Source organism: Oleiphilus sp. HI0123 (assembly GCF_001635315.1).
The window spans coordinates 1-466 of sequence record NZ_LWGE01000704.1; the positions used below are offsets into that span (position 1 = coordinate 1).

1 pseudogene is annotated in these 466 nt (G+C 46.1%); it reads right to left on the reverse strand.

Features of this window, described 5'->3' with window-relative positions:
• Nucleotides 1-451 (reverse strand): annotated as a pseudogene (locus A3761_RS06320) (hypothetical protein); the annotation flags it as partial.
• Between the last annotated feature and the right edge of the window lie 15 nt (nucleotides 452-466).

Sequence of the window (466 nt, forward strand, 5' to 3'; positions counted from 1 at the left end):
TACCGTCGTTATCTTCACCTGAATCAAACGCTAAACCTGTGATGGCAAACAAGGGATCTGAAATATCCCCAACAGCAGTCAGATGACCTGTGCCACTCCATGAATAGAGCTTGATATCTTCGCCATTGATCGTCACTTGCGAGGGCCCATTACCACACTCAGTTGTCGGTAAGCCATGCGTGTAAGTTGCATTGTATTGTGCTGCACCTTGAGCATTAAACTCTCCCAACATAGCGTAAATATCAGAGTCGGACTTTTTATTGTCCGACAACAAGTTAACTAGATCACCGACTGCATTAGCAAACGCGCCAAATAACGTTCCACGAATTGTTTCTGGTGGAGCTAAATCTGTCACCAAGTCTGCAATAGGCGAACCAGTATGTGGCGTATGCATCGTAGTAACCGACGCAACAAGGTCAGGACGTGTTTCCATTACATAACGCGAAGTCATACCACCCTGGCTATG